Source organism: Massilia sp. NP310 (genome assembly GCF_019443485.1).
Taxonomy (GTDB): Bacteria; Pseudomonadota; Gammaproteobacteria; order Burkholderiales; family Burkholderiaceae_D; genus Telluria; species Telluria timonae.
Genome location: NZ_CP080379.1, coordinates 313752 through 335593 on the forward strand (window position 1 = coordinate 313752; position 21842 = coordinate 335593).

General features: G+C 66.4%; 23 protein-coding genes. 12 read left to right on the forward strand and 11 right to left on the reverse strand.

Annotated elements, in window-relative coordinates; all coding sequences use genetic code 11:
• Positions 1-367 precede the first annotated feature (367 nt).
• Positions 368-2500, forward strand: a complete 2133-nt coding sequence (locus KY496_RS01440; RefSeq protein ID WP_219863541.1) for a TonB-dependent siderophore receptor — start codon at positions 368-370, stop codon at positions 2498-2500.
• A 49-nt stretch (positions 2501-2549) separates the two neighbouring features.
• Here KY496_RS01440 and KY496_RS01445 read toward each other — a convergent pair whose 3' ends face one another.
• A complete protein-coding gene (locus KY496_RS01445) occupies positions 2550-3485 on the reverse strand; it encodes a class I SAM-dependent methyltransferase (RefSeq protein WP_219863543.1) in 936 nt (311 codons plus the stop codon).
• A 146-nt stretch (positions 3486-3631) separates the two neighbouring features.
• Here KY496_RS01445 and KY496_RS01450 point away from each other — a divergent pair, with 146 nt between their 5' ends.
• From KY496_RS01450 to KY496_RS01470, 5 genes are all read left to right on the forward strand, one after another.
• Positions 3632-3814, forward strand: a complete 183-nt coding sequence (locus KY496_RS01450) for a hypothetical protein (protein ID WP_005669603.1) — start codon at positions 3632-3634, stop codon at positions 3812-3814.
• 28 nt (positions 3815-3842) lie between these two features.
• Entirely contained in the window at positions 3843-4724 is an 882-nt protein-coding gene (locus KY496_RS01455) for a neutral zinc metallopeptidase (RefSeq protein ID WP_005669605.1), read from the forward strand.
• Between the two features lie 177 nt (positions 4725-4901).
• Complete coding sequence (locus KY496_RS01460) at positions 4902-6086, forward strand: zinc-dependent alcohol dehydrogenase (protein WP_005669607.1); 1185 nt, start codon at positions 4902-4904, stop codon at positions 6084-6086.
• 27 nt (positions 6087-6113) lie between these two features.
• On the forward strand, positions 6114-6719 hold the full coding sequence (locus KY496_RS01465) for a hypothetical protein (protein ID WP_219863545.1): 606 nt from the start codon (positions 6114-6116) through the stop codon (positions 6717-6719).
• Between the two features lie 144 nt (positions 6720-6863).
• Positions 6864-8702 (forward strand): M4 family metallopeptidase, encoded by a 1839-nt coding sequence (locus KY496_RS01470; RefSeq protein ID WP_219863547.1) that lies wholly within the window; start codon positions 6864-6866, stop codon positions 8700-8702.
• Here KY496_RS01470 and KY496_RS01475 read toward each other — a convergent pair.
• Positions 8671-9366, reverse strand: a complete 696-nt coding sequence (locus tag KY496_RS01475) for a M23 family metallopeptidase (protein ID WP_219863548.1) — start codon at positions 9364-9366, stop codon at positions 8671-8673. The genes KY496_RS01470 and KY496_RS01475 overlap by 32 nt on opposite strands.
• A 50-nt stretch (positions 9367-9416) precedes the next feature.
• The gene (locus tag KY496_RS01480; protein WP_219863550.1) at positions 9417-10454 is read right to left on the reverse strand and encodes a L,D-transpeptidase; all 1038 of its coding nucleotides are present in this window, start codon (positions 10452-10454) and stop codon (positions 9417-9419) included.
• Between the two features lie 123 nt (positions 10455-10577).
• Here KY496_RS01480 and KY496_RS01485 point away from each other — a divergent pair, with 123 nt between their 5' ends.
• Positions 10578-10877, forward strand: a complete 300-nt coding sequence (locus KY496_RS01485; RefSeq protein ID WP_005669614.1) for a 2Fe-2S iron-sulfur cluster binding domain-containing protein — start codon at positions 10578-10580, stop codon at positions 10875-10877.
• Positions 10878-10892: 15 nt separating this feature from the next.
• Here KY496_RS01485 and KY496_RS01490 read toward each other — a convergent pair whose 3' ends face one another.
• Positions 10893-11924: a GlxA family transcriptional regulator gene (locus tag KY496_RS01490; RefSeq protein ID WP_184239602.1), complete on the reverse strand. Its 1032-nt coding sequence runs from the start codon at positions 11922-11924 to the stop codon at positions 10893-10895.
• Positions 11925-12058: 134 nt separating this feature from the next.
• Between KY496_RS01490 and KY496_RS01495 the strand changes: the two genes are divergently transcribed.
• Positions 12059-13165: an S-(hydroxymethyl)glutathione dehydrogenase/class III alcohol dehydrogenase gene (locus KY496_RS01495; protein ID WP_005669617.1), complete on the forward strand. Its 1107-nt coding sequence runs from the start codon at positions 12059-12061 to the stop codon at positions 13163-13165.
• Positions 13166-13189: 24 nt separating this feature from the next.
• On the opposite strand, the gene KY496_RS01500 is transcribed toward KY496_RS01495, so the two are convergent.
• Complete coding sequence (locus tag KY496_RS01500; RefSeq protein ID WP_219863552.1) at positions 13190-14197, reverse strand: kelch repeat-containing protein; 1008 nt, start codon at positions 14195-14197, stop codon at positions 13190-13192.
• Positions 14198-14217: 20 nt separating this feature from the next.
• Entirely contained in the window at positions 14218-15183 is a 966-nt protein-coding gene (locus tag KY496_RS01505) for an alpha/beta hydrolase (protein WP_219863553.1), read from the reverse strand.
• An 88-nt stretch (positions 15184-15271) separates the two neighbouring features.
• Here KY496_RS01505 and KY496_RS01510 point away from each other — a divergent pair, with 88 nt between their 5' ends.
• Together KY496_RS01510 and KY496_RS01515 are read left to right on the forward strand one after the other, a co-directional pair.
• Positions 15272-15460 carry a hypothetical protein gene (locus KY496_RS01510; RefSeq protein ID WP_071363290.1) on the forward strand — a complete coding sequence of 63 codons (189 nt, stop codon included), beginning with the start codon at positions 15272-15274 and terminating at the stop codon, positions 15458-15460.
• A gap of 157 nt (positions 15461-15617) precedes the next feature.
• Positions 15618-15812 (forward strand): hypothetical protein, encoded by a 195-nt coding sequence (locus tag KY496_RS01515; RefSeq protein ID WP_005669623.1) that lies wholly within the window; start codon positions 15618-15620, stop codon positions 15810-15812.
• 12 nt (positions 15813-15824) lie between these two features.
• On the opposite strand, the gene KY496_RS01520 is transcribed toward KY496_RS01515, so the two are convergent.
• Entirely contained in the window at positions 15825-16064 is a 240-nt protein-coding gene (locus KY496_RS01520) for a hypothetical protein (RefSeq protein ID WP_219863555.1), read from the reverse strand.
• Positions 16065-16249: 185 nt separating this feature from the next.
• Here KY496_RS01520 and KY496_RS01525 point away from each other — a divergent pair, with 185 nt between their 5' ends.
• Together KY496_RS01525 and KY496_RS01530 are read left to right on the forward strand one after the other, a co-directional pair.
• Positions 16250-16390, forward strand: coding sequence for a hypothetical protein (locus tag KY496_RS01525; RefSeq protein WP_218146021.1), 141 nt, complete (start codon positions 16250-16252; stop codon positions 16388-16390).
• A gap of 59 nt (positions 16391-16449) precedes the next feature.
• Entirely contained in the window at positions 16450-16821 is a 372-nt protein-coding gene (locus KY496_RS01530; RefSeq protein ID WP_005669628.1) for a hypothetical protein, read from the forward strand.
• A 22-nt stretch (positions 16822-16843) separates the two neighbouring features.
• Here KY496_RS01530 and KY496_RS01535 read toward each other — a convergent pair whose 3' ends face one another.
• From KY496_RS01535 to KY496_RS01550, 4 genes are all read right to left on the reverse strand, one after another.
• Positions 16844-17065 (reverse strand): hypothetical protein, encoded by a 222-nt coding sequence (locus KY496_RS01535; protein WP_005669630.1) that lies wholly within the window; start codon positions 17063-17065, stop codon positions 16844-16846.
• A 136-nt stretch (positions 17066-17201) separates the two neighbouring features.
• Positions 17202-20033 carry an EAL domain-containing protein gene (locus KY496_RS01540; RefSeq protein ID WP_219863557.1) on the reverse strand — a complete coding sequence of 944 codons (2832 nt, stop codon included), beginning with the start codon at positions 20031-20033 and terminating at the stop codon, positions 17202-17204.
• 146 nt (positions 20034-20179) lie between these two features.
• A complete protein-coding gene (locus tag KY496_RS01545; protein ID WP_184239541.1) occupies positions 20180-20956 on the reverse strand; it encodes a fused MFS/spermidine synthase in 777 nt (258 codons plus the stop codon).
• A 48-nt stretch (positions 20957-21004) separates the two neighbouring features.
• Positions 21005-21838, reverse strand: a complete 834-nt coding sequence (locus KY496_RS01550) for a lysylphosphatidylglycerol synthase transmembrane domain-containing protein (protein ID WP_219863559.1) — start codon at positions 21836-21838, stop codon at positions 21005-21007.
• Between the last annotated feature and the right edge of the window lie 4 nt (positions 21839-21842).

Below are 21842 nucleotides of genomic sequence, written 5' to 3' on the forward strand. Positions count from 1 at the left end.
CGATGCCGCGGCCTGCAGGATGTAGGCGAATCCCACCCTCTCCGCCAAGTAGCATGAAAAAAGCCACCGCAAGGTGGCTTTTTTCATTCCGGAACGTCACAGAGGAGTAGGGCGCCTGCGCGCCCTACGTGTGTCCCCAAGGGGGGAGATTCGAAGGGCATCGCGTATTCGCGATGCCGCGGCCTGCAGGATGTAGGCGAATCCCACCCTCTCCGCCAAGTAGCATGAAAACAGCCACCGCAAGGTGGCTTTTCCTTTTCTGGCCCGCGCATGCGTCGCGCATCGATGGTGTCGAACCACGGGAAGTTATAGACAATCTAATCTAGATCATTTAGTCTACGTCGGAAAGATAAGCGAGGTATCTGTAATGAGATGTCGGAGCGCCGTTTTTTTCCTGGGTATTCTGTCGGCGTTTGAAGCACATGCGGGACAAGGCGATTCGCCGACCAGTCAGGTGGCAACGGTTGCGGTTCGTGGCAGTGCCGATTCGGAGCGTCGCAACGAAACGACGACGCGCATCGTCGTGGACCGCGATGACCTGCTCAAATATGGGGATCGCACCGTGCTCGATGTGTTGAAGCGCCAGCCTGGCGTGACGGTCGTGAACAACGAGATACGGATGCGTGGACTGGGCAGCGGCTATACCCAGGTGCTGATCAACGGCGATCGGCCTCCCACCGGATTTTCATTGGACAGCCTGGCGCCGGGGTCGATTGCCAGGATCGAGATCATGCGCGCGGCAACGGCGGAATTCAGCACGCAGGCCATCGCGAGGACGATCAACGTGATCCTCAGGAGGGATGCCTCGAAAGCCAGCCGCGAGCTCATCGCCGGTTTCGGCGGCGCGGCCAGTGCCCGGTATCCCGGCTTGACCCTGAATGCGTCCGACAAGCTGGAAGAGTATGCGTACAGCGTCGGGGCCGGCATCAACCACAGCGATGTAGGCCAGGGCATGCATGAACGGGTCCGCGAGCGTCACCACGGCGCGGACGCCGACCAGGTGCGCGCCACGGTTAGCCGCAACGATAACCGCTTTACCGGCCTGAACGCGAATGCACGCATCCAGTGGGACTCCGAGCGCGGCGACAAGTTGGCATGGCAAACGTTCGTCAACGCTTCGCGCTCCGCCGGCACGAGCCACCAGACGACGGTCGTCGAATCGGGTCCGCTTTATCCCTATCCTTTATTGCTGCTGGACTATGATGGAAAGAATGCCAGTATCCGGTCCGACCTGAACTGGGCCAGGGATCTGGGCGAGCGGGGCAAGCTCGACAGCAAGCTGGGGCTGTATCGCTCCCGTACGGAGCGCGGGATGTTCCGGCTGGGGCTGACCGACAGCGCGCTGAGCGCGCTGGACCGGCGTTACGATACCGACGTCGCGGACCAGGGCGGCACATGGACGGGAAAGGTGTCGGCGGACTGGGCTGACAAGCACGCGATCGCCTTCGGCTGGGACGCGGGGTACAGCCGGTACCAGGAACACGAAGTCCAGCGCGAAGCCCTCGCGTCGACCGCGTCTTCCCCGGTCAATTTTGACAATACCTATCACGCCAGGATTTCCCGGCTGGCCTTGTACGTGCAGGACGAGTGGGATGTCGCTCCCGGTTGGTCGATTTACCTGGGCATGCGCTGGGAAGCGCTGGAAACCCGGACCGGTGGCGACGCCGAAGGCGTCGAGCGCCGTTCCAGCGTGTTCAGTCCATTGGTCCAGACCGTATGGAAGATCCCGGGCAGTCACAACGATCAGATCCGGCTTGCGCTGACGCGGACCTATAAGGCCCCGGAACTGCGGCAGCTGATCCCACGCCATTTTTATACCTCGTACAATTCCGCCGTGTCGCCGGACCAGACCGGCAATCCGCAGCTGGAACCGGAACTCGCCACCGGCGTCGATGCGGCCTTCGAGCATTACTGGACGAACAAGGCGATGGCATCGGTGAGCGCCGGCCTGCGCAAGGTAACAGGCTTGATCAGGAATGCGATCAGGTATGACGGCGAGCGCTGGCTCGCATATCCGGAGAATTCCGGCGAGGCCACGGTGCGCACGCTGGAGCTCGAAGCCAAAGTGCCGCTCACCGCGCTGTTCGCCGCGGCGCCGCCAATCGACCTGCGCGCCAATATCGCACGCAACTGGTCACGGGTCGATGCCGTGCCAGGGCCGGACAACCGCCTCGACCGCCAACCGAGATGGTCCGCCAATCTCGGCGCCGACTACAAACGCGACGCCATCACCGTCGGCGCAAGCTTGTCGATGGTCGCGGGCGGCTGGACCCGGCTGTCGCACGAAGAATCCAGCTTCGTCTCGCAACGACGCGATCTGCAAGCGTATGCCTTGTACCAGCTCGACGCCGGACGCCAGGTGCGATTCTCGCTCTTCAATGTTCTCAGGAACGATAGCGAGCGCGCCGACGCCTATGCCGACCCTGGACGCGCGCTCGAAAGCCGGATCTTCGTCGAAGGCTATCTCGGCTGGCGTGTGCAGTATGAGCAGAAATTCTGAACCAGATTCCTCCCGATACCTGAATCATCGGTCCAGCATCCCGCGCCGCTCAGCGCTTGACCGCGTGCAGCCACACCGCCGCGATCCGTTCCACGTCCTCGTAGCCCGGTTCGCCCAGCTGGCCGCCGAAGATGTCCGGATCGAGTTCCTCGTAGGTCCAGGTGTCGCATTGCGCTTCCAGGGTCGGGCGCAGGCTTTCCAGGAAGTGGTCGCGCTGGCCGCACAGGGCCACGCCGGTGTAGAGCATCAGGCTGCCGCCGCGGCGCAGGCGTCCGAGGCCCTGTTCGGCGATGCGGCGCGACAGTTCGGCGCCGAGTTCGCCGCCGCCATGGCGGTAGCGGCGCGCATCCGGATCGACCACGAAGGGCGGGTTCGACACCACCAGGTCGAAGTCGCCCTGCAGGCCGTCGAACAGGTCGCACTGGGCCAGCGCCAGGTTGGACGCTCCGTTCAGGCGGGCGTTGACCATCGCCAGCTCGAGCGCCTTCGGGTTGATGTCGGCGCCGATCACTTCGGCGTGCGGGAATGTGCGGGCGATGGTGAGCGCGCCGGCGCCGCCGCCGCAGCCGATGTCCACTGCGCGCTCCGGCCCGGCGCCGACGAAGGCGAAGCCGCGCCGCATGGCGTTCACGAAGCGGTAGGTGTCGGGGCCGAAGAACACGGCGTCGTCGTCGCGCGTCGGCCACGCCGAGTGGAACAGCAGCATGTCGTCCAGGGTCGACGCCCGGACCAGCGAACGCAACCCATCCCCTGTTTCTTCCAGCACGCCGGCATCCACCATCAACTGCAGCACGCTGGCCGGCAGCAGCTCACGGCCGAACGGCCGGCTCCAGCCGAACACGCCGCGCAGGTCGTGCGCGCGTTCGTTGCCGGGCCGGTTGTTGATGCGGCGATGGGTCGAGGGCGTGACCGTCATGAAGCGGTAACCGGCCTGGCGCAGGGCCGTGCCGAGGGCGAGGAGGGCGTTGGCGTTGGATGGGTTCATTGCGCCAGCGTGGCACAGGCGGGGCGGCCGCTCCGTGCGCGCACGCACGTAGCATGTGTTCGTGCGCGGGCCGGATTTGGTGCATTATGTGATCAACCGGGGCAGCCAAAAAAATCGACCGGAAAATCGAGAGCGAGAGAGAAATCATGACGCGCATGGAACTGGACGAAGTGCCGCGCAGCCGCATGGCGCGCGAGATCGCACGCGAGCGCCGCGAGCGCGCGCTGCACGACGAATTGCGCGCCGGCCTGGGCGCGCTGGACGACCTGCGCGGCAAGGACGCGCGCGAACGCGCCGACACCTGCAATCTCAGGCGCGGCGGTAACTGAAAACGAAAACTGAACACAAGGAGAACAGATGCGTTGGGAAGGCGACCGTGAAAGCGACAATGTAGAAGACCGGCGTGGCGATGGCGGCGGCGGGGGTGGCGGTTTCGGCTTCGGAGGCCGCTCGATCGGCATCGGCACCATCGTCGTCGCCGTGGTCGCCTCCTATTTCCTGGGTGTCTCGCCGGCCACCATCCTTGGACTGCTGTCGGGCGGTGCGCCGCCGCAGCAGCAGGCGCAGGTGGAGCAGCCGCGCGCCGAGCGTGCCGACGATCGCGAGACACGCTTCGTGCGCACCACGCTGGCCTATACCGAGGATGCCTGGGCCCAGCTGTTCAGCGAACAGGGCGCGCAGTACACGCCGGCCCGACTGGTGCTGTTCGAAGGCCGCACCAGCACCGCCTGCGGCACCGGCGAAAGCGCGACCGGCCCATTCTATTGCCCGGCCGATGGCAGGGTGTATATCGACCTGGGCTTCTTCCGCACCATGCAGCAACGCTTCAACGTCGAGGGCGAATTCGCCCAGGCTTATGTGATCGCGCACGAAGTCGGCCACCACGTGCAGAACCTGCTGGGCATTTCCAATAAGGTGCATGCGGCCCAGCAGCGGGCCAGCGAAACCCAGGGCAATGCCCTGTCGGTGCGCCTGGAATTGCAGGCCGACTGCTTCGCCGGCGTGTGGGCCAACCGCACCAACCAGCGCGAGAAAATCCTGGAGCAGGGCGACGTCGAGACGGCCCTGAACGCGGCCAGCGCCATCGGCGACGACGCCTTGCAGAAGCAGGCGCGTGGCGTCGTGGTGCCCGATTCGTTTACCCACGGCAGCTCGGCCCAGCGGGTGCGCTGGTTCCAGCGTGGCCTGGAAAGCGGGCAGGTGGCGTCCTGCAATACATTTGATGCCAAAAGTCTATAATTGGCATCGATTTGTTGCCAATTTTAAATAATTCACTGATTTTATTCGATAAAATTACGTAAAATTTGCGTTCGTTTCCGTGCGCCTATCGCAATTCGTGACGTTTTGACATAAGTTTGTGTCACATCAACTCGTATCCATACGAGCCGCGACCAACCGAATTGTGAAGGAGTACTCATGCTGGCAATGAACTACCGCGGGCCATACCGGGTCCGCGCCGATCACAAGCCCGATCCCGTCATCGAGCATCCCGGCGACGCCATCGTGCGCGTCACCCGGGCCTGCATCTGCGGCTCGGACCTGCACCTGTACCACGGCCTGGTGCCCGACACCCGCGTCGGCCACACCTTCGGCCATGAGTTCATCGGCGTGGTCGAAGAGGTCGGGTCGAGCGTGCAGCACCTGAAGGTCGGCGACAAGGTCCTGGTGCCGTTCAACCTGTTTTGTGGCTCCTGCTTCTTTTGCCAGCACGAGTTGTTCGGCAATTGCCACAACACGAATGCGCAAGCCACGGCGGTGGGCGGCATCTATGGCTACTCGCACACGGCGGGCGGCTACGACGGCGGCCAGGCCGAATACGTGCGGGTGCCGATGGCCGACGTCGGCCCGATGGTGATTCCCGACGATATCCATGACGACGACGCCGTCCTCATGACCGACGCGCTGCCCACCGGCTACCAGGCGGCCGAGATGGGCGACATCAAGGAGGGCGACACCGTGGTCGTGTTCGGCGCCGGACCGGTCGGCATCTTCGCCGCCAAGTCGGCCTGGCTGATGGGGGCGGGACGGGTGATCGTGGTCGACCACGTGGAGTACCGTCTCGAATTCGTCAAGCGCTACGCCCAGTGCGAGGTCGTGAACTTCAGGGAAGTGAAGGACATGGCGCTGCACATCAAGAAGATGACCGACTGGATGGGCGCCGACGTCTGCATCGACGCGGTCGGCTGCGAAGCGGCCGGCAACACCATGCAGACCATCACCGGCGTCTACACGATGATGCAGGCCGGCGCCGCCACCGTGCTGCACTGGTGCATCAACTCGGTGCGCAAGGGCGGCAACGTCTCGATCGTCGGCGTGTATGGCCCGACCTTCAACGCGGTCCCGATCGGCAATGCGCTGAACAAGGGCTTGACCCTGCGCATGAACCAGGCCAGCGTGCGGCGCCACCTGCCGCGCCTGATCGAGCACATCCGCGCCGGCCGCATCGATCCGAAACAGATCATCACCCACCGGATTCCGCTGGAAGAAGTATCGGATGCCTATCACATCTTCTCGAGCAAGCTGGACGAGTGCATCAAGACTGTCCTGATCCCGCCGCGCGCCAACGAAGTGCGCGCCGTCAAGGCCAGCGCCGGCCATTGAGCGCGGCAATCGATCATAGGAGAAACCATGGAAACACGACACGATATCGTTGCCGCCAACGACCAGCACGACGGCCACCACGCCCCGGGCGAACATGACGGCGAAGGCCATGTGGGCCACGTGCACGGCGCCATCGCGCCGCGCCGTCCCACCCGCGAGCAACTGCAGCACATCCAGGGCTGGGGCGCCGACCTCGACCGCAAGAACCGGCCCGCCGTGCCGATGGAGCGCACCCCGCCGCGCTTCATCCACATCCCCGACGGCGATCCGGTGCCGCAGGAGCAGCATGTGGAGGTGCTGGTCTCGACCGAGCGTCCCGGCCGTACGCCGCTGTTCGGCTCGGCGCAACCGCCATCCGGCCTGTCGGGCGCGATCCGGCGCCTGGCCTTCAAGAGCACCGAGAACGACCTGCGCCACTGGCTGTTGCTGCTGCTGGCCGACCGCGTCAACGTGGTCGAGGGCATCGGCGACGACCTGGCCAAGGGCAAGGTGCCGAACATCCTGGCCGAGATGGGCATCAAGTCCGAGCTCAAGCACAATCCGGCCGGGCTGGTGAAGAAAGTGGCGATCGGCGCGGCCGTGATCGGCGCCGCCTGCTACCTGATGAAACGGCGCGACGGTCGCTATCGCTGACCCGGCCTGTCTGGCCGCACGCCATGACCGCGTTGTCAACATTGACAACGCGGTCATTGTTTTTGAGCAAACCAACCTTTACGAGCTCGTCCATCATGGTCGATGACCGGCGCCCCCCGGCCCGGCATACCGGATGGAGACGAGATGATCCCGCAACCGCTTCTCAAGGCAGCCCTGCTGGCGGCTGCCGTCCTGTTCGCGCCCGCGTTTGTGCCCGCGTTCGTGCCCGCTGCCCTGGCCGCGCCGATGATGGGGCCGCCGCTCAAGCTGGACAGCAAGGCCCAGGCCCAGGTCGTCAACCAGCTGGCGGCGCGCCGCCCGGCGGTCGGCCTCGACGCCGACCACGGCTACAAGGTGATGGCCCAGCACCCGGGCGTGCAGGGCACCCATGTGGTGCGCGCCGCCCACCTGTACAAGGGTCTCAGGATTTTCGGCTCGGAATCCGTGGTGGTGCTCGACGCGCGCCGCCAGATCGTGTCCGAGAGCGCCTCGCCACGGCGCCTGCACCTTGGCCGCGGCGCCGCCAACCGCATGCAGGGCGCCACCGGCGGCTTCAATATCAAGCCCACCATCAACCGCAAGGCCGCGATCGCCGTCGCGCTGCGCGACATGCCGGACGGCGTCGTCAACGTGGTGGCGCCGACCGCCGAACTGCTGATCTATCCGATGATGCGCGACGAACGCGCGCCCGGCGCCGAGGGCAAGCTCGAGTCCGAGCTGAACGCGGTCGACCTGGTCGAGACGGTCGATCGCTACGAGCTGGCCTGGCTGGTGCGGCTGCGCATGCGCAGCGGTGAACAACCCTTGTACTACGACGTGGTCGTGAACGCCCGCGACGGCGAGATCATCGACCGCTGGAACATGCTGCAGACCGTCGAGGGCATCGGCAACAGCCAGTACAACGGCCAGGTCCCGCTCAGCACCACCTTCGCCAACAACGTCTACCAGATGCTCGACCCCGAACGCGGCAAGGGCGGGTCGTTCGGCGCGATGGCGATCACCAACGCCAACCACGGCACCTCGAGCGGCCGGGTGTATACCAACACCGTCAACACCTGGGGCGACGGCAAGCAGTTCGTCGAGGGCGGCAGCACCACGGGACCGAACGGCCAGACCGCCGCCGTCAACGCCATGTGGGGCCTGAAGAACACCTATGACATGCACAAGAACGTGCTGGGCTGGCTGGCGCTGGACGGCCAGGACACGGCCACCCACATCGCGGTGCACGTCAACCGCGGCTACGACAACGCCTATTACAGCGATACCTGCCGCTGCATGTTCATCGGCGACGGCACGTTCTTCACGAACCTGGGGTCGATCGACGTGGTCGGCCATGAGATGGGCCACGGCATCACGGCCGCCACCTCGAACCTGGTGTACTCGGGCGAGCCGGGTGGCCTGAACGAATCGAGTTCGGACATCGCGGGCGAGGTGGTCGAAGCCTATGCGCGCGGCGGCGGCGCCGGCGACGTGATCCCCGACACCGGCAATGACTGGATGCTGGGCAGCGAGATCAGCCGCACCGGCACGCCACTGCGCTGGATGATCAAGCCGAGCAAGGACGGCAATAGTCACGACGCCTGGAGCACGGGCCTGCGCCGGCTGGACGTCCATTACAGCAGCGGCCCGAACAACCGCATGTTCTATTTCCTGGCGAAGGGTTCGAGCGCGGACAACGCTAACGATGCCTGGAGCCGCTTCCTGGTCAAGCAGCCGCTGGCGATGACGGGCATCGGCATCGACAAGGCCTTCCGTATCTGGTTCCGCGCCAACACGACCAAGTTCACGTCCAGCACCAACTACGCCGACGCGCGCGTCAAGATGATCGAGGCGGCCGGCGAGCTGTATGGCGCAGGCGGACGCGAGGCGATCGCGGTGCAGCGCGCCTACGCCGCGATCAATGTGGGGGCGGACGTCGACGAGCCGGTGCCCGAGCCGTCGAGAGCCCCGGCTACTGGTCGGACATTAGTGGAAACGGATTGAGCGGCGTGCCTTTCCACCACTGCTTCTCGGGCGTCAGCGCGACGACGGCGAAGTGCAGGTGCGGCGCGGCTGGATCGGCATTGCCGGTCGCGCCGACATAGCCCACGATGTCGCCGCGCTTGACGTCCATGCCTTCCTTGATATTGTCGGCGTAGCGGTCGAGGTGGGCATAGTAATAGGCATACTGCTCGCTCGGATCGAACTGGTAGACCGTCAGGCCGCCCGGTTTGCTCTGGAACAGCTTGACCACCTTGCCGTCGGCCGCCGCGCGCACCGGCGTGCCGGTCGGCGCCATGATGTCGAGCGCTTCGTGCTGGCGCTGCTCGCCACGCGGCTGGTAATACGTGTCGGTCAGCTGGTTCGACGCGATGCCCTGGACCGGCACCAGCAGCTTGCCGGGAACGGTGGCCGGGGCCATGGGCGCGGCGCCGTCGGCGTGTTCCGGACGCAGCGGCAGGTCGGCGTCAAGCAGGTTCGGTTCGACCACCGGCGCGGGCGGCAGCTGGCCCTCGATCTGCGCCGCGGGCACGCCGCCCGGGTTCGAGCTCGGGGGCGCGGTGGCGACGACCTCCGGCGCCGGCGAGCCCGAATCGTCGCTCAGCAGCACGAACAACACCCCGGCGCCCAACAGCGCGCCAACGATCAGGGTCATCAGCCATTTCATCGCGTTCTCCGTCCGGCGCCTCCCGCGCCGCTGGTTTGTTGATATGAAGATTATTTGACGAGCTCGACGTCGGTGTCTTCGCCGACGACGGCGCCCACTTCCGCGGCGCTCCAGTTGGTCAGGCGGATGCAGCCATGCGACTCGGTCTTGCCCACGTGGCCGGGCACCGGGGTGCCGTGGATGCCGTAGTGCGGCTTGGACAGGTCGATCCACATCACGCCGACCGGGTTGTTCGGGCCAGGCTTGATCTGGGTCTTGCTGTCGCCGGGCTTGGCGTCCCAGAACAGTTTCGGGTTGTAGTTGTAGACCGGATTGGCATGCACGCCATTGATCTTCCAATTGCCGATCGGCAGTGGATCGCGCTTGCTGCCGGTCGACACCGGATACTGGGCCAGCAACTGGCCGCCGGCGTCATACAACTGCAGGGTCTTGGTCGAATCGCGCACCACGACCTTCGCTGCCGGCGCCAGCGGCTGCTTGCCGCTCACATGCGGCACCATGATGCGTTCGCCTGCCTGCGCCAGGGACTTGCCCGGGTTCAGGCGCTGCAGCAGGGCCGGGCTCGCATGGAATTTTTCTCCCAGCCCTTCGAGCGCCGTGGCGTAGCCGAGCGCCGGCAGCTTGGCCTTGCCCATCATGGTGTCCGGGATCGGCTGGAAGGGGCCGGCGACGTCTTCCGCGGCGATCGTGTATTCGGCCAGGGTCGGGCTGGCGTCGGCGTTCAGTGCGTTCCAGGTGGCTTCGTCGAGCTTGCCCGTGACCGGGAGATTGCGCTGGGCCTGGAAGGTGTTCAGGGCCTGGCGCATGTTCGAGCCATAGGCGCCGTCGATCTCGCCCGGCGACAGGTACTGGCGCTCGAGCAGCACCTGGGCCCGCAGCAGGCGTTCGAACTCGGCCTGTTCGGCGATGGCGGGATCCTGGACCGCGCCGGCCGGCGCAGGCGCGGCCTGCATGGGCGTGCCCGGTGCGGCTTGCTGCTGCAGCGGCTGCTGGACAGGAGCTGGCTGGCCAACCGGCTGCTGCGCGAAGGCATGAGGGAAGACGCCTCCAAGGGCGGCGATCAGGGTCAGTGCGGTGGCTTTCTTCATACGGTCTCCTGCAATATGCTTCTGGAAACCTTAGCGTAATGACATGAATCAAGCGGGTCTGTGCGTGAACGAACTCTTCAATCTTGTCCAGTTTGTTCCACCAGGCGCTACAATCCATGCACCATGCCGACCCGTCATACCGTCATCCTCGAACCCCTCGGCGCCGGCTTTTCCGCGCAGGAAGACACGACCCTGCTGCAGGCGCTCGAGGCGGCCGGCTTCGACGCCCCCAGTTCTTGCCGCAACGGCACCTGCCGCACCTGCATCTGCCGCCTGCGGCAAGGCACGGTGGCCTACACCATCGAGTGGCCCGGCCTGTCGTTCGACGAGAAGCGGGAAGGCTATATTTTGCCTTGTGTGGCGCTGGCGCGCAGCGATTTGGTGGTCGATCTGCCGCTGGCGCGGCGGGTTCGGTTCGACTGACGCGCCAGGCGGCGCTCATGCGGCGCTGTCGAGTCCGGTCGTTGCAAAGCGTTCGCGGTACAGCTTCGGGGTAATGCCCAGCTTCTTCATGAACACCCGCCGCATATGCGCCTCGTCGCTGAAGCAGGCGCGCGCCGCCACCGTCTTCAGGGGCAGCGCAATGTCGGCCAGCAGGTGGGTGGCCCGTTCGAAGCGGCTGGCCTCGATGAATTCCTGGGCGCTCAGGCCCACCTCTTGCTGGAACACGCGGGCGAAGTGGCGCTCGCTCATCATCGCCCTGGCGGCCAGCTGCGCCGTCGTGAAGCGTTCGTGCAGATTGTCCAGGATCCAGTTCTGCAATTCGCGGATGTTCGGGCGCGCGGTGCGTTCGCTCTTGAGGTAGGAGCTGAATTGCGACTGGCCGCCGGGACGCTTCAGGTAGACCACCATTTCGGTGGCCACCTCGAGCGCCAGGTCGCGCCCGAAATCTTCCTCGACCAGGGCCAGCGCCAGGTCCATGCCGGCGGTGACGCCGGCCGAGGTCCACAGCTTGCCGTCGCGGATGAAGATCGCGTCGGCCTCGACCGCGATGGCGGGGTGAAACGCCTGCAGGCGCTCGGCCACGCTCCAGTGGGTGGTGGCGCGCTTGCCGTCGAGTACTCCGGCGGCGGCGAGAAAGAAGGCGCCCGAACAGAGCGACGCCAGGCGTTCGATGCGGGGGCAGGCCGCCGCCACCCAGTCGACGATCGCGGCGCCGTCCGCCAGGGCCGCCTCGATGTGGCGGGCGCCGACCACGATCGCGCTGTGGGGCAGGGACAGCGTGTTCAATACCTTGGTCGCCTCGAGCGACATCAGGGTGTCCGACGGCACCGGGCCGAGACGGTATGAGGCAATGCGCACGTCGTAGCCGGGCGGCCGCTGACGGCGTGCGAGATGCAGGTTGGCGTACTCGAACACCGACATCGGCCCGATCGCCTCCATTGCCTTGAAGCCGGGGTAGACCACGATGTCGACGGTCCGGGTGCGCTCCGCGATGGCGTCGGTGGCGGGTGGGGGCGTGCTGGTCATGCGCCATTGTCGCCGCAGCCAGCGGCAAAATCCAGTCTTCATGCGGCAAAATCCTGCCATTCTCGCGTCCTGCGGTCCAGGGCGCGGGTCCGGGCGCGCATACTGTCGGCCAATCAAATCAAACGAGGATCACCATGAAAACCAAAGCAGCCGTCGCATGGCAGGCGGGCCAGCCGCTGACGATCGAGGAAGTGGACCTGCAAGGCCCGCGCGCAGGCGAGGTGCTGGTCGAGCTGAAGGCCACCGGCATCTGCCACACCGATTACTACACGCTGTCGGGCGCCGATCCGGAAGGCCTGTTCCCGGCGATCCTGGGCCACGAGGGCGCCGGCGTCGTGGTCGACGTCGGCCCGGGCGTGACCACCCTCAGGAAGGACGACCACGTCATCCCGCTGTACACGCCGGAGTGCCGCCAGTGCAAATTCTGCCTGTCGCGCAAGACCAATCTGTGCCAGGCGATCCGATCGACCCAGGGGCGCGGCCTGATGCCCGACGCCACCTCGCGCTTCTCGCTGGACGGCAAGCCGCTGTTCCACTACATGGGCACGTCGACCTTTTCGAACTACATCGTGGTGCCCGAGATCGCGCTGGCGAAGATCCGCAGCGATGCGCCGTTCGACAAGGTCTGCTACATCGGCTGCGGCGTCACCACCGGCGTCGGCGCGGTGCTGTTCTCGGCCAAGGTGGAGGCCGGGGCCAATGTGGTCGTGTTCGGGCTCGGCGGCATCGGCCTGAACGTGATCCAGGCCGCGAAGATGGTCGGCGCCGACAAGATCATCGGCGTCGACATCAATCCGGCGCGCGAAGCCATGGCCCGCAAGTTCGGCATGACCGATTTCATCAATCCGAACGAGGTCGCGAACGTGGTCGACCACATCGTGCAGCTGACCGACGGCGGCGCCGACTACAGCTTCGAGTGCGTCGGCAACACCACGCTGATGCGCCAGGCGCTCGAATGCACCCATAAAGGCTGGGGCCAGTCCTTCATCATCGGCGTGGCCGCCGCCGGCCAGGAAATCGCGACCCGGCCGTTCCAGCTGGTGACCGGGCGCGAGTGGAAGGGCTCGGCCTTCGGCGGCGCCCGCGGCCGCACCGACGTGCCGAAGATCGTCGACTGGTACATGGAAGGCAAGCTCAATATCGACGACCTGATCACCCACCGCCTGCCGCTCGAACGCATCAACGAAGGCTTCGACCTGATGAAAAGCGGCGAATCGATCCGCTCGGTGGTGCTCTACTGACGAATGGTCGCGTAGCGCCCCGGCTTACCTGGCCGGCAGCGCGAGCGCTTCGTGCGCGGCGCTGGCGGCGACCCCGACCTTCTCGCCGCCGCCCATCAGGTAGACGCGGTTGCCGACCACCGCCGCGCCATGTCCATGGCGCGGCGTCGGCATGGCCGGCAGCGCCGACCAGCGGTCCAGTGCCGGGTCGTACACCCAGGATTCGGCGAACACCCTGGCTTGCGGGACGAACTGCTCGCCGCCGAACACGTACAGTTTTCCATCATGGGCGGCCGCCGCCAGGCCGCCCTGGGCCAGCGGCATCGGCGCGCGGGTCTCCCAGCGATCGCCGGCTGGGTCATATACCTCCAGCGTCGCCACGTTGACCGGACGCGACCTGCCGTCGGCCTGCTTGACCATCTGCCGTCCGCCCACGACGTAGATCTTGTCGCCGATCGCGGCGCCGGCCGCGCTGTTGCGCGCGCTGGGGGCGTCCGCGATGCGCGACCAGCGGCCCGAGCGTGGGTCCAGGACCTCGGCGCGGTTGGTGTCGGCGTGTTCGCTGACGTGCTTCGCATCGGGGTTGGTCGGCATGCGTCCGCCGATGAAGTAGATCTTGCCGCCGCTCGTTGCCACTACGCCTTCGGCCCGGGGCTGCGGCAGGGCGGGGCCGTTCGACCAGCGGTCGGCCTTCGGGTCGTAGATGAAGACCGAGGCGTGGGCGCGCCAGTCGGGAATCGCGCCGGAGAAGCCGCCGATGCCGTAGATCTTGCCGCCGGCCGCGGCCAGGGCGATGTGGTGGCGGCCTTCGGGCAGCGGCGCCAGCCTGGTCCAGCGATCCGCTCCCGCGTCATAGGCTTCGAACAGGTCTGTGAAGCCCGGCGCCGCGCTCAGGATGCCGCCGGCGACGTAGACCTTGTCGTCCAGCACGGTCGGATAGATTTCCTGGCGCGCCAGCGAGGCGTCGGCCACGCGCGACCAGGATTGCGCCAGCGCGGCAGCCGAAGTGGCGAGCAAGCTCATCGCCAGCAGTGCCGGCGCGATCGGTTTCAAGATGGAGACTCCTTCGTGTTTCATTGAATGTCCAGCGCCTGTTCGATCACCCGCAGCACGTGCGGCCAGGCGGGCGAGGTCGCGGCCACTTCGTCGTAGTGGCTGGCGTCCGGCAGGATCACGACCTCGGCCGCGTCGCCGGCGGCCTTCGCCCGCATCGCGTAGTCGTGGGCCACCTGTGGCGGCGAAATCGTGTCGAGCGCCCCGGTCACGAGCCAGGTGCGGCTGCCGTTGGGCATCAGGTCGGCGGCGTTGGTGTCGACCAGCACGTCCGGCCGTTCGGGGCTCGGCGTGCCGGCCAGTTGCGCGATGTCGCGATCGCAGCTGGACTTGATCAGCGCCGCTTCATGGCGCAGGTCGGCCAGGCCGCCCAGGCTGACGATGCGGTCGACCTTCAGGCCATCGGAGTGGTAGAGGGGGCTGCCGGCCGGGATGCGCGCCCGGCCCGCGATCCACTGCACCAGCTGGCCACCGGCCGAATGGCCCACCGCGACGATGCGTTCCAGGTCGAGCTTGTGCGCCGCCGCATTGGCTGCGAGCAGGTCGAGCGCCGCATGCATGTCGAGGTACATGCCGGGATAGCCGCCGCCTTCCTCGTCCACGCGCCGGTATTCGACGTTCCAGACGGCGATGCCGCGCGCGGCCAGGGCGCCGGCCATGTTGCGAAACTGGCGGATGCCGCCGAATTTGCTGGTCCAGCAGCCGCCATGCACCAGCACCGCCACCGGGAACGGCCCCGCGCCCTGCGGCACGAACAGTTCGGCATATTGCGAGGGGGCGGGGCCATAGGCGAGCCTGGCGGTGGGGGCGGGGCCGGTCAGGGCCAGGTATTCATCGAGTTTCATGGGACTGGGATGCGTTGGCGCGGCGTGGGCGTTCAGGAGCGCGCCGAACAGGAGGGCTGGAAGCAGGCTGGACAGGCGCATGGGCAGGATGACAATGACAGGACAGCCGCCACTATAGCCGAGTTGCAGCGCGTGGAACATGGCGGCAAGGGCCGCCCAATCGAAAATCCCGGCGCCGGGATACGTGCTAGGCTGGTGTCGACTTCATCCACTGATCGGGAGGGGAAACATGAGCAACTCCAAGTCGAGCGGCGCCCAGAACAAGCAGTCGGGCGCACCGGGCAACCTGTCCGAGGAAGACCAGGCCAAACAGCGCGCCGGCAAGTCGGACAAGAGCAGCCACAATGCCAAGTCGCGCATCAAGGCCGGCACCGGCGAAGGCGCCGGCGGCGGCGCCAAGCAGAAGGCCAGGCGCTGAGAGAAGTGATGAGTGGTTTTGCCGGTGGTGCGCCACCGGCGCGGCGGGTGCCTGCCCGCCGCGGTAACAGGCAACAGCAGGCAACAACGTTGCCTTCCATGTCCTCGCGCGCCAGCATCCAGGCAAGTCCGGCGCGCGTCCAACCTGAGAGGCCCATATGAGCGAACTGCAATCGTTTGAATCCTGGCGCGAGCGCGTCAGCCAGCACTTCCATTCCACGCCCGACCCGGAATTTCCCGGCGAACCGCCGGCGCCGCCCGCGCCGCCGCCGGTGCCGGACGACGTTCCCGACCCGGTCAATGCCCCGGTCGAGGAACCGCGCCTGCCCGAACCGCCGATCCGGGCACACTAGTCGGCCTGGAGCTCAGACTCCGGGCGTTCCCTGGCGGTTGCCTTCCGGCGCACCGCCGCCTTCTTTGTCTTCTTTGCCGCCGTGCGGCGCGCCTTCGTCGGCCTGCCGGTTCGATGGCAATGGAGGAATTCCGCGAATCATTTCATCGGTTTCGTGCTGTCCCGGAGAACGTTCGCCGCTACCGATGTCCGCTTCGTCGTACATCGCGCGGCCCTTGTTTTTAGGATCGATACTGGGCGTCGGGTCGTTCATGCTGTGCTCCGCTAAAGTTGTCAATGTCGTACGATCCTAACAGGCCGCCCGCAGTCCCGGCGCGCGGCAGGACGGCGCATGCGGTGTTGCTTTTTCGTCGTCCGTGACGCGGGTGTGCTCGCTGTCACATAGCGGCAACAATGCGGTTTCTATAATGAGCTTGTAACAATAAAAAGCAGGAGGAGATGATGGGTTCGACCTTGTACAACAAGATTTACCTGGGCCGCCGCCCGCTGCTGGATTCCACCCACGCCCGGCTGGCGCTGCTGCTCGGGGTGATTGCCGGCGCCGGGATCGGCTGGTACGCGCTGCGTTCGCTGCGCTGAAGGTTGCCGCCATGGGCCGAGGCGCGTACCATGCGCCCTTTGCTTAATTGAATGCGGTAATGAAAAACGAAAAGCTGACGACGGACGAATACGATGCGCTGGAACTGGTGCGCCGTGGTGGCAAGCAGAACCTGGCGACGGCCTGCGTCGGGCGCAACACCAAGCGCCTGTGCGGCATCAAGCTGATGTCCTTCGGCCGCGACAAGCGGCTGGCGCTCACCGACAAAGGCGAAGAAGTGCTGTTCCTGCGCCGCTGCGTGCTGGGCCTGCGCGCGCTCGCCGCCGACCCGATGGCGGCGGTCGACGAAGACGTGCTGCGCTTCCTGGGCCGCAAATCGCACATCCTGCCGCTCGAGGCGGGCGGCCATGCGCTCAGCGAGCGCGGCCGCGAATCGCTGGCCGACATCGACCAGCAGGAAGAACGCCGCTGATACCCAGCGGTGGCGCCGGCGGCTAGCTGGCGCGGCGCAGCTTCGGATAGACCAGCGCCCGCACCGCCACCTCGGCCGGCACGTTCATCGTGGCCAGGAATTCCGCTGCGCGCGCCAGGCCGAGCGTCGGGATCGACGCCACCGCCTGGTTCACCAGGTCGCGCGTTCGGTCGTCCACGCGCTGTCTGCGGCCCGCCTGCACGCCGGACGCGCTTGCCGCGTCAGGCGTTTCGTTGATCATCATGGTCGTACTCCGTCAATGCAATATAAGCACGGTGATTGTACGTCTACCGATCATCAAATGGCTATGGAAATGTTTTCGAGAAGACAATTCTCATGCTTGCCGGATAGGGGCGTTGCGGCGCCGCCTCAGCGTCGATTTAAACGGGCAATGATGCTTCCTGCTCGAGCTGCGGCGCCGGCAGCGCGCGGCGCTGGCGCAGCAACTGCTCGAAGTCATCGGCTGGCAGCGGCTTGCTGAAGTAATAGCCCTGCATTTCGTCGCAGCCGTGGCTGCGCAGGTAGTCGAGCTGTTCCGCCGTTTCCACGCCCTCGGCGATCACCGCCAGCTTCAGGTTGTGGGCCAGGGCGATGATCGAGGTCACGATCGCGGCGTCGTTGGCATCATGCGTGATGTCGGCCACGAAGGAGCGGTCGATCTTGAGCACGTCGATCGGGAAGCGCGACAGGTAGGAGAAGCTCGAGTAGCCGGTGCCGAAGTCGTCGATGGACAGGTTCACCCCGAGCGCCTTCATCCGGTGCAGCAGCTCCACCGCCGGCGTGACGTCGCTCATGAACAGGCTTTCGGTCAGCTCGATCTCGAGGCAGGCCGGGTCCAGCCCGGTGTCGTACAGGGCCGACTCCAGGCTTTCCAGCAGGTCGGGGGCGCCGAACTGGCGCGCCGACAGGTTCACCGCCACCCGCAGGCGCGGCAAGCCCGCATCCTGCCAGGCCTTGTTCTGGGCGCAGGCAGTGCGCATCACCCAGGCCCCGATCTGGACGATCAGGCCGGTCTCCTCGGCCACGCCGACGAAGCGGCCCGGCGGCACCATGCCCAGCTCCGGATGGTTCCAGCGGATCAGCGCTTCCATGCCCACGATCTGGCCGCTCTTGAGGTCGACCTGCGGCTGGTAGTGCAGCACGAACTCGTTGCGCTCGAGGGCATTCCTCAGCGCGCTTTCGATGCGCACCCGCTCCAGCGATTCCTCGTTCATGGCCGGGGTATAGAACTGGAAATTGTTGCGGCCCAGCTTCTTGGCGCGGTACATGGCGATATCGGCATGTTCGATCAGGTTCTCGCTCGACGTGCCTTCGCTCGGATACACGGCCACGCCGATCGAGCAGGTGACGAAGAATTCCTTGTTGCCGAGCATGACCGGCTGCGCCACCGCATCCATCACCCGCTGCACGATGGCCGGATTGAGCGGCTCGTCGGCATGTTCGCCCAGGATGGCCACGAATTCGTCGCCCGACAGGCGCGCCACGGTGTCGGCATCGCGCAGCGACGAGCGCAGGCGCGCCGCCACCGTCACCAGCAGCACGTCGCCGGCCTTGTGGCCCATGCTGTCGTTGACGAACTTGAAGCGGTCCAGGTCGATCAGCATCACCCATACCGGCCGGCCGCTGTGGTTGGCGTAGGCGAGCGCCTGGCCCAGGCGGTCCTGCAGCAGCGAGCGGTTGGGCAGGCCGGTCAGCACGTCGTGCTGGGCCACGTGGTGCACGCGCTGCTCGGTGAGCTTGCGTTCGGTGATGTCGCTGCCGGTGCCGCGGTAGCCCTGCAGCGCGCCCTGGTCGTCGAAGATCGGCTGGCCGTTGACCAGGAACCAGCGCGTGTCGCCGCGGTCGTCGACGATCTGGTATTCGAGATTCGTGAATGCCTCGTGGGCCTGCATCCTGGCCAGGTGCTCGCGCCCGCCCTCGCTGTCGAGCAGGCCCGGCACGTATTCCCAGCGCGTCTTGCCGAGCAGGCCCTCGACCGCAACGCCCGATTTCTCGGTGAAGCCGCCGGTGATCATCGTGAAGCGGAAATCCTTGTCCTGCTCCCAGTACCAGTCAGACGACATCGCGACCAGCTGGCGGAAGCGCTGCTCGCTTTGCAGCAGCGCCTTTTCGGCGCGCTCGCGCGCGGCCATGTCCTCGATCAGGCGGCGGTTGCTGCGGCGCAGGTCCGAGGTGCGCTGGCGTACCAGCTGCTGGACCTTGCGCGCGCGCATCCCCGCCGACTGGACGAAGGCGGTGCCGAGCAGGGTCACCAGGATGCCGCCCACCAGCAGCGCCACCGAGGCCATGTGGTCGGCCAGGAAGGGGCGCGGCGCGGCAGCGACCTCGACCCGCCATGGGCGCCCGCCGGCCTGCAGCACGGTGGCGCGGATGCCATGGTCCGGCCGCAGCCAGCCGGCCAGCGCCGGGCGCGCGCGGGGCGCGGTGGGTCCGGTCGACAGCAGCAGCGCCGCTGGATCGGCCTGTTCGCCGGCATACACCGATACGAAGATGTCGTCGCGGTCCAGCAGGCCGGCCCCGAGCAGTGACTCGTGCACCAGCTGCTTGCCCCGGACGACGGCCGCGGTATTGCCGAGCAGCTCGCCGCGCTTGCCGAACACCGGCATGACCAGGTCGAAGGCGACGGTCCCGGTCCGCACCAGCGTGAACAGGCTGGTCGCGGTGGGCTGGCCGCTGCTCTTCGCCCCGTCGAGCGCGGTCATGAGGGATGCGTCGCGGCCCAGGTCCAGGCCGAAGGCGCCTTCGTTGCCCTGCATCGGCTCGACGTACTCGATCACGTGGTAGCGGCCGCGCGGCGCCGCCGGCGCCAGGCCGCCCGGTGTCTTTTCGGTCAGGACGGCGCCCGGCCGCACGTGCTGCAGCTCGGCCTCGACCGCCGCGCGCTCGTCGGCCCGCACCACCCGGTGGTAATGGAAGGCCTGGATGAACTGGTGCCGCTCCAGCAGGCGCGCGGTGAAGTCGGCGAAGCGTTCGCGGCTGACCGGCTCGCCGTTCGAGAACAGCTGGTTGGTCACCGCCAGCACTTCGATCGCCCCATTCATCCCCTGGCGCACCGCCGCCACCCGCTCGTCGGCGCGCTGGGCGAAGGCGAGCGCCATATTGTCGTATTCGAGGTGGCTGACGCCCACGAACAGGCCGAGGGAAGCCGCCAGGCCGCCCCCCAGGGTGAGGGCCGCCGCGAGTGTCAGTGAACGGATCGGTCGGCGCGGCATCGGGTCGTGTTCCTGGACTATGGTCTGACGATGTAGGTGGATTGAAGGAAAACTGCTTGCTGGTAGGCATTAATCCGCGCAAGTGTGTCATAAACGCGGTGGGCTCGCAAACGAATCCTATCGTGCGAGACAATTCGTCCACATGCTCACGCCCGGCGCCGCGCCAGCCAGGCCACCAGCATGCGCGCCAGCAGGCGGTTGCTCCAGCCCAGGCCGCGGCCTTCCTTGCGCGCCATCCAGGCCAGCAGGCGCTCGCCGCGGCCCGGCCGCGCGCCCGGATGGCCGGGGCGCGCCGCGAACAGGATCCGGTTATTGCCGGCGATGCGCGCGAACCAGGCCAGGCGGCCGTCGAAGGCGGCGCGCAGCCGCTGCAGCGCGCTCGCATACTGGGGATCGTAGGTAAAGATGTTCGCCACCAGCACGCCGCCCGGATGCAGGGCGCGCCGGCAGGCGCCATAGAAGGCGCTGCTTGCCAGGTCGGACGGCAGGCCCTGGGTGTCGAAGCCGTCGACCAGCAGCACGTCGCAGCAGCCCGGCATGCGCGCCAGGTAATCGGCCGCGTCGCAGTGCAGGATGCGCAGGCGGGCGTCGTCGGGCGGCAGGCAGAACTGGTCGCGCAGGGCGATCACGTCATCCCGGATCTCGAGCACGGTGATGCGGGCGCGCGGAAAATGGCGGTGGCAAAACTTGGCCAGCGAGCCGCCGCCCAGGCCGACCATCACGATGTGGCGCGGGTCGGGCACGAACAGCGCGAAGCACATCATGGCGCGCGTGTATTCCAGCACCAGCGCGTCGGGCTGCGAGACCAGCATTTCGCTCTGGACGTCGCCGGGCGTGAATTCGAGGGTGCGGCGGTCGCCGTCGGTGCGCACCAGGGGCGGGCGGGTGGCGTCAGTGGCGGGGCGGGGGAGCGGAGCGGGCATGGAAGCAGTATATGCGAGCAATGCGCCTCGCCGGCGCAGTGTGAGATGTCAGCTGCGCGCGTAGGTTTCCCAACTCCCCGGAAGCAACGCAGCCCCAATCAGCGACGATCCTGCGGTAATCAGGAAGAACGCGATTGCGGCCAGCACCCCGACCTCCGATCCCAGGCCGAGCAGGCGCAGCCCATAAACAAACGTCAGCTCGCGCATGCCCAGGCCGCCAATGGTGACGGGCAGGACTGCGGCGATCGAAGATGCAAGGAACACAGCCAGATACTGCGGATACTGGCCGAGCGGCACGCCTAATCCGGCAATGATGGCCGCCATGCAGGCAAGTTGGAGAGTCTGGACCACGAGAGCGCCGCAGCAGGCGCAGAAAATCGCGGGCCACCGCATCTTCAACCAGCAACGGTGGGCCAGGACCAGGGCCACGACGATCATCAGGCCGCCCGCCACCCAGGCGTGCACCGTGTGACTCAGCCAGCCGAGACCAAGGAATGGCACGAAAGCACAGCCAAGGAGCAGAAGGGCCAGCAGGCCGCTGAAACGGTCGAACAAGGTGATCCCGACCAGCACTTTTCCCGATGCCGCGCCGTGACGGCGCAATACCAGTATCTTGTATCCGTCGCCGCCGATGCCGCCAGGCAGCGCAAGATTAAGGTACATGCCGGCGTAATACAGCTTCAGGTTATCGATTTCGCCGATGCGCAGTCCAACGTGGCGCTGGTAGATGTTGAGCCGCAAAGCGCCGGCAATCTTCGACAGGTTGAACAACAGGACGCCAAGCAGCAGTCCGGCCAGGACAGGCCCTGTCAGCGACAGATGCCGGTACTGGGTCATGTCAAGCTGCCGCAATACTAATCCTCCCAGGATCGCAGTGATCATGAAC

Coding starts and splice junctions, on each gene's coding strand:
- KY496_RS01480 (WP_219863550.1), bottom strand. CDS start 10,454: ATGAAGAAAGCCACCGCACTGACCCTGATCGCCGCCCTTGGAGGCGTC.
- KY496_RS01550 (WP_219863559.1), bottom strand. CDS start 21,838: ATGATCACTGCGATCCTGGGAGGATTAGTATTGCGGCAGCTTGACATG.
- KY496_RS01520 (WP_219863555.1), bottom strand. CDS start 16,064: ATGAACGACCCGACGCCCAGTATCGATCCTAAAAACAAGGGCCGCGCG.
- KY496_RS01515 (WP_005669623.1), top strand. CDS start 15,618: ATGAGCGAACTGCAATCGTTTGAATCCTGGCGCGAGCGCGTCAGCCAG.
- KY496_RS01525 (WP_218146021.1), top strand. CDS start 16,250: ATGATGGGTTCGACCTTGTACAACAAGATTTACCTGGGCCGCCGCCCG.
- KY496_RS01510 (WP_071363290.1), top strand. CDS start 15,272: ATGAGCAACTCCAAGTCGAGCGGCGCCCAGAACAAGCAGTCGGGCGCA.
- KY496_RS01490 (WP_184239602.1), bottom strand. CDS start 11,924: ATGACCAGCACGCCCCCACCCGCCACCGACGCCATCGCGGAGCGCACC.
- KY496_RS01450 (WP_005669603.1), top strand. CDS start 3,632: ATGACGCGCATGGAACTGGACGAAGTGCCGCGCAGCCGCATGGCGCGC.
- KY496_RS01530 (WP_005669628.1), top strand. CDS start 16,450: ATGAAAAACGAAAAGCTGACGACGGACGAATACGATGCGCTGGAACTG.
- KY496_RS01505 (WP_219863553.1), bottom strand. CDS start 15,183: ATGTTCCACGCGCTGCAACTCGGCTATAGTGGCGGCTGTCCTGTCATT.
- KY496_RS01495 (WP_005669617.1), top strand. CDS start 12,059: ATGAAAACCAAAGCAGCCGTCGCATGGCAGGCGGGCCAGCCGCTGACG.
- KY496_RS01460 (WP_005669607.1), top strand. CDS start 4,902: ATGCTGGCAATGAACTACCGCGGGCCATACCGGGTCCGCGCCGATCAC.
- KY496_RS01485 (WP_005669614.1), top strand. CDS start 10,578: ATGCCGACCCGTCATACCGTCATCCTCGAACCCCTCGGCGCCGGCTTT.
- KY496_RS01540 (WP_219863557.1), bottom strand. CDS start 20,033: ATGCCGCGCCGACCGATCCGTTCACTGACACTCGCGGCGGCCCTCACC.
- KY496_RS01445 (WP_219863543.1), bottom strand. CDS start 3,485: ATGAACCCATCCAACGCCAACGCCCTCCTCGCCCTCGGCACGGCCCTG.
- KY496_RS01470 (WP_219863547.1), top strand. CDS start 6,864: ATGATCCCGCAACCGCTTCTCAAGGCAGCCCTGCTGGCGGCTGCCGTC.
- KY496_RS01440 (WP_219863541.1), top strand. CDS start 368: ATGAGATGTCGGAGCGCCGTTTTTTTCCTGGGTATTCTGTCGGCGTTT.
- KY496_RS01545 (WP_184239541.1), bottom strand. CDS start 20,956: ATGCCCGCTCCGCTCCCCCGCCCCGCCACTGACGCCACCCGCCCGCCC.
- KY496_RS01475 (WP_219863548.1), bottom strand. CDS start 9,366: ATGAAATGGCTGATGACCCTGATCGTTGGCGCGCTGTTGGGCGCCGGG.
- KY496_RS01455 (WP_005669605.1), top strand. CDS start 3,843: ATGCGTTGGGAAGGCGACCGTGAAAGCGACAATGTAGAAGACCGGCGT.
- KY496_RS01535 (WP_005669630.1), bottom strand. CDS start 17,065: ATGATGATCAACGAAACGCCTGACGCGGCAAGCGCGTCCGGCGTGCAG.
- KY496_RS01465 (WP_219863545.1), top strand. CDS start 6,114: ATGGAAACACGACACGATATCGTTGCCGCCAACGACCAGCACGACGGC.